Here is an 8563-nt window from a genome sequence, read left to right as displayed (position 1 = left end):
CCGGGTCGATCCACGGGTAATGCTGGGGCCAACTGTCCAGGCGCGACTGGTGGATCTGCGGGGCGAACAGTTCGGTCAGCGAGCTGCTGGCGGCCTCTTGCCAACTGGCCCGGCGGGCGAAGTTGACGTAGGCGTCCACGGCAAAACGCACACCTGGCAACACCAGCTCCTGGGAGCGCAGTTGGTCAGGGTCCAGGCCCACCGCCTGGCCCAGCCGCAGCCAGGCTTCGATGCCGCCGTCTTCGCCGGGCGCGCCGTCATGGTCGAGCAGGCGCTGGATCCACTCGCGACGGATTTCCCGGTCCGGGCAGTTGGCCAGGATCGCGGCGTCCTTGAGCGGGATATTCACTTGATAGTAGAAACGGTTCGCGACCCAGCCCTGGATCTGCTCGCGAGTGGCACGGCCTTCATACATCGCCACGTGATAGGGGTGATGGATATGGTAATACGCGCCTTTGGCACGCAGGGCCGCTTCGAACTCGGCGGGGGGCAGGGGGGTGTCAGTCATTTCGGTCTCCGGGGGAATAACCGCTGGCGGTTGGGGTGGCTGGTCTGGCCTCTTCGCGAGCAAGCCCGCTCCCACATTGATTTTGCGGTGTATGAAATATCGAGTTACTCAGCCTCTGTGGGAGCGGGCTTGCTCGCGAAGGCGTCCTATCAGCCAGCACAGGCGTTGACTGTCGTCCCACATTGGTTCCGACCTTCCTACAACTCAATACTCATTCCGTCGTAGGCCACTTCAATCTTTCGGCGTACAAGCTCGGCCCGCTCGGGCGAGTCTTCGTCCAGGATCGGGTTGGTGTTGTTGATATGGATAAGGACCTTGCGCTGCTCGGGCAGTTGCTCCAGCACTTCCAGCATGCCGCCGGGGCCGTTCTGGGCCAGGTGGCCCATTTCCCGGCCGGTGCGGGTGCCAACGCCACGGCGCTGCATTTCATCGTCGTCCCACATCGTGCCGTCCACCAGCAAACAGTCGCTGCCGGCCATGATCGCCAACAATGACTCGTCGACCTTGCCCAGCCCCGGGGCATAGAACAGCTTGCCGCCCGTGCGCAGGTCTTCGACGATCAGCCCGATGTTGTCGCCCGGGTGCGGGTCGAAGCGATGGGGTGAATAGGGCGGTGCGGCGCTACGCAGGGGCAGCGGGGTGAAGCGCAGGTTCGGGCAAGCGGCGATGGTGAAGCTCTGGTCGAGCTCGATGCGATTCCAGCTCAGCCCACCGTTCCAGTGGGTCAGCATGTTGAACAGTGGAAAGCCCGTGCTCAGGTCTTCATGAACCATGTCGGTGCACCAGACTTGATGCGGGCAACCTTCGCGCAGGCTGAGCAGGCCGGTGGTGTGGTCGATCTGGCTGTCCATCAGGATGATCGCGCCAATGCCGGTGTCGCGCAGGGCCCGGCCAGGCTGCATCGGGGCGAAGCCCTGGAGTTGGGCGCGAATGTCCGGGGAGGCGTTGCACAGCACCCAGTTCACACCGTCATCGGACAGGGCGATGGACGACTGGGTACGCGCCTGGGCCCGCAGGCTGCCGTTGCGAAAACCTGCGCAGTTGGCGCAGTTGCAGTTCCACTGGGGGAAACCGCCGCCGGCGGCGGAACCTAGAATCTGGACAAACATGGCTGCTCCATCTGCAAACCGAAATAAAAACGCCTCGGCTGGCCGAGGCGTAGTGCTGCGTGCTTAATCGCCTGCAGCAATCAACGGCTGGCGAAGTACATGGTGACTTCGAAACCGATACGCAGGTCGATATATGCGGGTTTGGACCAGGACATGGGAATACTCCTTTGGTTGGGGGACTTTGGTTCGATGGAACGGTGGAGACCTATACATATAGTCCACCTCCGTTCGGAGATGTTCAGATGCTTAGGCGCCTATGTTACTAAATCTGACAAATTCGTTCGCCGCGATTCTCGAAGAAAGCTCATTACAGCGGCTGCAATGATCACTGCGCCGCTTGCCAGTGTTCTGGTGGGCAGGCGCCGTTGCTCAGGCAATACCATCCCCCTTGCGCATCGAGCAAACCCTGGGCGGCAGCCTCGAGCCGGGCGCGATCCAGGCACATGATGGCAGCAGACAACTGCTCAAGATAATCCGACGGGCGGCCGGCCAGCTTGCCCTGCCAGAGCAGTTCGGCGGCCTGGGCGAAGGGCAGGGCACTGCTCTGGAGTTGGGCGGCGAGTGCCTGCTGCTGATGGGCAAGGGACGCATCATCAAGCTGCTGGATCAGCGCCGGTAACCCGGCCAGGAATTGCTCGAGGTGGGCGATCAGTTCCGCCACCGAAAGGCTGGGCGATTGGACGCCGAACAACACTCCGGTTTGCCCATCGACCTGCTTCAACCCGCTGAACACTGCATAACCCACCTGCAACTCGACGCGCAGGCGTTGGTAGAACGGCGTCTGGCACAGCTGTGCCAGCCACCGCCAGGCGGCTTCGTCGGCCAGCGCCGAGGTGGCGGTCTGGCAAAACAGCAACACGGCCGATTCTTCACCGTGGGTCTGGAGCCTATGCCAGACGCGTTGCCCACGCGACGTCGACGCCAGGCTGACGTCCTCGCCGGCAACGCCCGGCACACGGGCCAGCGCCGGGCCAAGCGCCCCTTGGGTGGCCGCCGACAGACCGATGGACAGCCCGTCCCAGCGGGCCGTTGTCCACACGTCTTGATCGCTGTCGGGCATTGGCAACGTTGATGTTTGCCGGCAATGATCCGGCAGCGCCTTCAACAGCTGTCGAATCGGCATCGACGGCGTTTCATCACCGGCCTGGGCCATTGGCAGGGGTTGGGCAAGCTTCGCCAGAACGTGTTCGAGCACCAGCGGCAGCGGTGCCTGCAAGCCGACCAGTTTTAGCAGCCATTGATGGGCGGACGCTTCGAAACTGACGTCCACGCCAGCCTGCCGAGCCTCTTCGCGCACATCCTGCAGGTGCCGGTCGAGCCTGGATTGAACGTCGGGCGGTGCCTGGCTCGTCAGTTGCCAGCGCAGGTACACCGCGCCTTCACGACCGTTGTCTGGCAGCGCCTGGCTGAACTGCATGGGCGAGCGTTCCCGCCGGCCCCGGGAGCGATCCTGGGCGAAGGTTCGCAAACCGCGGTGGGCGCTGGTCTGGCCGCGGATCAGCCCGGCGCGAGGCGCTTCGCTTGGTGTTTGCAGGAACGGATTGGGCGCGGGCAGTTGCCAGGGTTCCACGACGGTATCGGCGGGGTGCAGTTGCCTGAGGATTTCCCTGAGCCTCACGAGGTCGTTTGCCAGCAGCGGCGTGTCACGTCCTTCACAATCCCAGCGGGCCAACTGCAAGGCCGAACCTGTCTCCTGCCGTCGCTGCAACAACGCGGTGAACTCCTGGCGCAACGGCGCCCAGTCATCCTGGGCGGCAAAGAATCCCAACCAGTCGTGCAGCAACGGCTGGATTTGCGCCGCTGCCTGAGCGTTGCCGTGCTTGAATTCGATGTGCAGCAGCCCTTGTCCGGCAAACTCATACAGCGCAGTGGCCTTGAGGCTGTCAGCCAGGCCGCGCTGGCGCAACATGGCGAGCAGGCCGCCCGGTTTGCTGGAGTTCAGCCACGTACAGAGAAAGTCCAGGGCTTGGGGGGAGGCGGCGGGCAACGCTTCGAAGGCGAACAGCAGGTCGAGACAACCTTCCTGGGCCTGTTGATAACGCATCTGGGGCGATGCCATCAGCCTTGGCGGCGACGATCCAGCGACCGCTTCACCGGCCGATACATGGCTGCCGAACCGTTGCGCCAGCGCTTTCAAGGCGTCGATGCTTTGTGGGCCAGCCAAGCTCAACGTCATCTGGCCGCTCTGGTAAAAGCGGCGATAGAAGTTGTGCAATGCGCTTTGGAATTCGGCGTGTTCCACGGCGAGGCTGTCGCGATTGCCGGCGTGAAAGCCCCGCAGCGGATGGGACGCTGACACGCCGTCATACAAGGCAAGTTGCCGTTGGGCGGCCGCATCCTGGGACCAGGCGATGAACTCCGCGTGCAACACTTCCCGTTCCCGCAACTGCTCAGCTTCATCCAGGCGTGGCTGGGCGAGCATGTCCCACAGCCGTTCCAGCCCGTCGGCGAAGGTTGCGGGAGGGAGTTCGAAGAAAAAATCCGTGGTGCGTTCACTGGTGCGCGCATTGACCTGACCGCCGTGCCGCTGCACGTAGGCCATCAGATTCTCCTCGGCGGGAAACCGTTCGGTACCGAGGAAGAACAGGTGTTCGAGCAAGTGCGCCATGCCCGGCCAGGCCAGGGGTGCATCATGGCTGCCAGCGGCGACGCGCAGTACCGCGGCGCTGCGCTTGAGGCCCGGGACATGACGCAATGTCACCCGCAAGCCGTTGGCCAGGGTTTCGGTGTGGGGGCGGAGGGAATCGGGGACCGGCATGGGCGCTTCCAGAACAAGGATGCGCCCATGCTAGCGGATCAGGGCCCTTTCTCAATCCTCAATCAGTGTTTGTATAGGTCGTCGTAAAGCTCGGGGCGGCGATCGTGCAGGTAGTTGTAGGCCGCGCGGGAGTCGTCCAGCAGTTGTCGATCCAGTTCACCGACGATCAAGGCCTCGTCCAGCCCCGCTAGCGCCGGGCGACTGCCATTCGGTGCGGCGATGCTGCTTTGGCCGCAATACTGCAATTCAGCTTCATGGCCGCAGTAGTTGGCGTACGCCACGAAACACTGGTTCTCGATGGCCCGGGCGCGCACGGTGACGTCGGCGATGAACTCGTAGGGCTGCATGTTGGCGGTTGGCACCAGGATCAGCTCGGCGCCGGCCAGGGCCAGGCGTCGGGCGTTTTCCGGGAATTCCAGGTCGTAGCAGATCAGCAGGCCGAGCTTCCAGCCGTTGAGCTCGACGATGGGCAGCGCTGAGTCGCCGGCGCTGAACATGGCGTGATCAAGGTCGCCGAACAGGTGACTCTTGCGGTAGTTGGCCAGGCGCTCGCCCTGGGCGTCGATCAGTTGCACCGCGTTGTAGATCTGCCCGTCTTCGCCACGTTCCGGGTAGCCATAGACAATCGCCAGGTTGGCTGCCTTGGCGATGCGGCCGATCTGCTGCGCCCATTCGCCGTTGTAGACCTCGGCCAGTACATTCACCGCATCGACACCGATGTTGTAGCCGGTCATGAACATCTCCGGCAGCACCAGCACATCGGCGCCCCTGGCTTCCAGCGCCACCTGATGCAGACGGTGCAGGTTGCCGGCCGGATCCAGTGGCAGCGGTGGGCATTGGTAGAGGGCTACGCGCATCGAAAACTCCTTTTATTCAGGCAGGGCGATCGGACCGATCTCGTGGAACACATCACCTGGACCCGGGTTCTCGGCGTGAGTTTCACCGCCGAAGTGCTTCATGATGCCCCACACGGCATTGAGTGAGGTCTGTACCGCGCCTTCGACCCAGGCGGGTGTCCATGAGACGTCATCGCCGGCGATAAAGATCCCGCGTTGTTCGGCCGGCATGTCGTCTTGCATGAAATGCGCGTACATGCGCTGGTTGTAGCGATAGTGGCCGGGCAGTGCGCCCTTGAAGGCACCGAGGAAGTGCGGGTCGGCTTCCCAGGACACGGTGATCGGATCGCCGATGATCCGTGCGGCGATGTCCACCTTGGGGTAGATCTTCTTCAGGGCATCGAGGGCCAGCTTCACGCGTTTTTCCACCGGATGCGGGAGCATTTTCAGCGCATCGCTCATCCAGGAATACGACAGGCAAATCACCCCTGGCTTGTCATCGCCGTTGTCGAACAGGTAAGTGCCACGGGTCAGGCGGTCGGTCAGGGTCATGCTCATCAGGTCGCGCCCGGTTTCCGGGTCCTTGTCCTTCCAAAATGGGCGGTCGACCATCACGAAGGTCTTCGACGATTGCATGTAGCGGGTGCGGTCCAGGGCCATCCACATTTTTTGCGAGAACAGCGCTTCTTCACATTCGATCTGGGTGGTCAGCAACCAGCTCTGGCAAGTGACCAGCACGGCGGCGTACTCACGGGTGTTTTCCCACACGTCCGTCACACTGAACCGGCCATCGGCGGAACGGGCAATGCGCTTCACGCCGCTGCGTGGGGCACCCAGGTGCAGCGAATTCAGGCTGGTACCTTCCGGCCAGTGCGCACAGCGTTCGGGCACGTGATTCCAAATACCGTGGGGCACCTGTTCGACGCCGCCGACCACCAGGTGCTGGTGGTCGTCGCAGTTGGTCATCACGACGCGGAAGATTTCCAGCATCGAATTGGGGAAGTCCGAATCCCAGCCGCCCGTGCCGAAACCGACCTGGCCGAACACTTCGCGGTGCTGGAACGAGAGCTTGGCGAACGCCTTGGAGGTGGCGACGAAGTCGTAGAAGGTGCGGTCGTCCCACAGCGGCACCAAGGTGTTCCATAACTCTTTGAGGCGTGGCACGTCGCGGTCGCGGATCGCCTGCTGGATGTCGCCGAAGCGCGAACCATCTTCCAGCGCATCGGCCCAGGCGTCGGCGACTTCCTGGAACAGTGCGGGAAGGTCCGCCAGTTTCTGTGCGTAATAGGTCTGGCCTTCCAGGTCGATGACCGTGCTGCCGGACGCCGGGGTCAGTGGGTTGGGGAAGGGTTTGGTTTCCAGGCCCAGTTTGTCGACGTAATGGTAGAACGCGGTGGATGACACCGGAAAACGCATGCCGCCCAGCTCGGCGATCACCCCTTCGGCGCCGTTGAACGCCTGTGAGCGCAGGCGCCCGCCCATTTTCGATGCCTCGTAGACCACGGGCTTGAGCCCCAGCTTCATCAGCTCGTACGCCGCCACCAGGCCGGCGATCCCGGCACCGACAATCGCCACTTCCGTACCGTGGTTGTGGGCGGGAATGCTGCCCAGGCCCGCCGGGTGCTCGATCCAGTCGTCAAAGGCGAAAGGAAAGTCCGGCCCGAAAATGGTGATGGGCTTCTTACCGTCTGCTGGGTGGCGATTGTTCTTGTTCATGGCGGACCTTGATGGGCGACTCGACGCGGTGTTCGCGTCTGAGTATAGGAAAGATGCCAGCCATTCTAGGGAGGGTAGAACACGTTAATAAGACACAATATGTCGTCGTTTTGAGTGGTTATAAGTCATTTTGATGTGATTGTAAGACGTAGTGACGAAATGCATTCCTGTGGGAGCGAGCTTGCTCGCGATAGCGTCGGTTCAGTCAGCACTTTCATGGACTGACAGACCGCTATCGCGAGCAAGCTCCCACAGAAACTCTCCTTAACAATTGCTTGCGCGATCAACAGAAACAGATACCCGCCCAAACTCCTATGGTTATTCCCTTGAGGTTATATATCCTGGGTGGCATATTTGAATGAAATGGGACGTTGAATACACTGACGAATTTGAGATGTGGTGGAACCGTCTCTGTGAGTCAGAGCAAGACTCTGTACAGGCCTCGGTAATGCTGCTCGGCGACACCGGGCCGTATCTGGGCTTTCCTCACACCAGTGATATCAAGGGTTCGCGCCATGGCAACCTTCGTGAGTTACGAGTGCAACACGCGGGTAGGCCTTATCGTGTGCTCTATGCGTTTGATCCTCGCCGCTGCGCCGTCCTGCTGATCGGGGGGGGGGACAAAACCGGCCAGGGCCGTTGGTATCAGGAATATGTGCCTTTGGCCGAACGCCTCTATGACGAGCATTTGGAAGTATTGAAGAGAGAGGGCTTTGACAATGGCTAAGAAATTTTCCGACTTGATGGCGCGTCGGTCGCCTGACTCCCAGGCTCGTGTACAGGCTCTGTATCAGACGTTGCGTGCAGAAATGCCGTTGCACGAGTTGCGCCAGGCGCAGGAGTTGAGCCAGGAGGCCTTGGCCAAGGCACTGCATATCAACCAGGCGGCAGTCTCGAAAATGGAGCGTCGGACGGATATGTACATCAGCACGTTGCGAAATTACATCCGGGCCATGGGGGGAGAATTGGAGATTATCGCGACCTTTCCAGAGGGACAGGTCAGGATCGAAAATTTCTCCCATCCAACACCGTAACTGGCGATATTCCTGTGGGAGCGAGCTTGCTCGCGATAGCGCCGGTTCAGTCAGCACTTTCGTGGACTGACAGACCGCTATCGCGAGCAAGCTCGCTCCCACAAGGTAAGTCGCATGTATAAGCGCTAGACCGGTTGGCCCCGGTCGATCTTGCTGCTGAGGATGATCGAGGTGGTGGTCTTCTCCACACCGTCCACGCTGCCGATCTGGTCCAGCAACTGATCCAGTTGTTCCGGTGATTCCGTGCGCAACCAGGCGACGTAGTCGAACTCGCCGCTGACCGCGCACAGTTGCTGGACTTGGGCCATGGCGCTCAAGCGTCGCAGCACGTCCTTGCCGGAGCGCGGTTGGACCTTGATACCAACGTAAGCCTGCAAGCCGCCATCAATCACCCGTTGGCCCAGGCGCACGCCATATCCGGTAATGACTTTGGTCTTTTCCAGGCGCGCCAAGCGCGAAGTGACGGTCGTGCGGGCGATACCCAACTGCCGGGCCAGCATGGCGACGCTTTCCCGGGCATTGATTTGCAGGGCCGCGATCAGTTGGCGGTCGATTTCGTCGAGGATGGGAGGGCGGGTGTCAGGCAAGGTGGGCTCCGGCGT

At 61.7% G+C, this 8563-nt stretch carries 9 protein-coding genes; 2 read left to right on the top strand and 7 right to left on the bottom strand.

Annotated features, from left to right (window positions below):
- From pqqC to IB266_RS29435, 6 genes are all read right to left on the bottom strand, one after another.
- On the bottom strand, positions 1-508 hold a 508-nt coding region (pqqC, locus tag IB266_RS29460), incomplete at its 3' end, for a pyrroloquinoline-quinone synthase PqqC (RefSeq protein WP_192264154.1).
- A 197-nt stretch (positions 509-705) separates the two neighbouring features.
- Positions 706-1617 carry a pyrroloquinoline quinone biosynthesis protein PqqB gene (gene pqqB, locus IB266_RS29455; protein WP_092202698.1) on the bottom strand — a complete coding sequence of 304 codons (912 nt, stop codon included), beginning with the start codon at positions 1615-1617 and terminating at the stop codon, positions 706-708.
- 80 nt (positions 1618-1697) lie between these two features.
- The gene (gene pqqA, locus IB266_RS29450) at positions 1698-1772 is read right to left on the bottom strand and encodes a pyrroloquinoline quinone precursor peptide PqqA (protein WP_003177660.1); all 75 of its coding nucleotides are present in this window, start codon (positions 1770-1772) and stop codon (positions 1698-1700) included.
- A 170-nt stretch (positions 1773-1942) separates the two neighbouring features.
- Positions 1943-4375, bottom strand: coding sequence for a pyrroloquinoline quinone biosynthesis protein PqqF (pqqF, locus tag IB266_RS29445; RefSeq protein WP_192264152.1), 2433 nt, complete (start codon positions 4373-4375; stop codon positions 1943-1945).
- Positions 4376-4437: 62 nt separating this feature from the next.
- Complete coding sequence (locus IB266_RS29440) at positions 4438-5232, bottom strand: carbon-nitrogen hydrolase family protein (RefSeq protein WP_192264150.1); 795 nt, start codon at positions 5230-5232, stop codon at positions 4438-4440.
- 12 nt (positions 5233-5244) lie between these two features.
- Positions 5245-6927, bottom strand: coding sequence for a flavin monoamine oxidase family protein (locus IB266_RS29435; protein WP_060740344.1), 1683 nt, complete (start codon positions 6925-6927; stop codon positions 5245-5247).
- A gap of 358 nt (positions 6928-7285) precedes the next feature.
- On the opposite strand from IB266_RS29435, the gene IB266_RS29430 reads away from it, so the two are divergent.
- Together IB266_RS29430 and IB266_RS29425 are read left to right on the top strand one after the other, a co-directional pair.
- On the top strand, positions 7286-7654 hold the full coding sequence (locus IB266_RS29430) for a type II toxin-antitoxin system RelE/ParE family toxin (RefSeq protein WP_192264148.1): 369 nt from the start codon (positions 7286-7288) through the stop codon (positions 7652-7654).
- Positions 7647-7961: an XRE family transcriptional regulator gene (locus tag IB266_RS29425; protein ID WP_192264146.1), complete on the top strand. Its 315-nt coding sequence runs from the start codon at positions 7647-7649 to the stop codon at positions 7959-7961. Before IB266_RS29430 ends, IB266_RS29425 begins: the two co-directional genes overlap by 8 nt.
- 125 nt (positions 7962-8086) lie before the next feature.
- Here the strand turns inward: IB266_RS29425 and IB266_RS29420 are convergent, their stop codons facing one another.
- A complete protein-coding gene (locus IB266_RS29420; RefSeq protein ID WP_192264143.1) occupies positions 8087-8548 on the bottom strand; it encodes an Lrp/AsnC family transcriptional regulator in 462 nt (153 codons plus the stop codon).
- Positions 8549-8563 lie beyond the last annotated feature (15 nt).

Origin of the sequence: Pseudomonas sp. Pdm06 (assembly GCF_014851795.1) — a bacterium.
Classification (GTDB): domain Bacteria; phylum Pseudomonadota; class Gammaproteobacteria; order Pseudomonadales; family Pseudomonadaceae; genus Aquipseudomonas; species Aquipseudomonas fluorescens_AA.
This window is presented reverse-complemented; position numbering and strand designations above follow the sequence as displayed.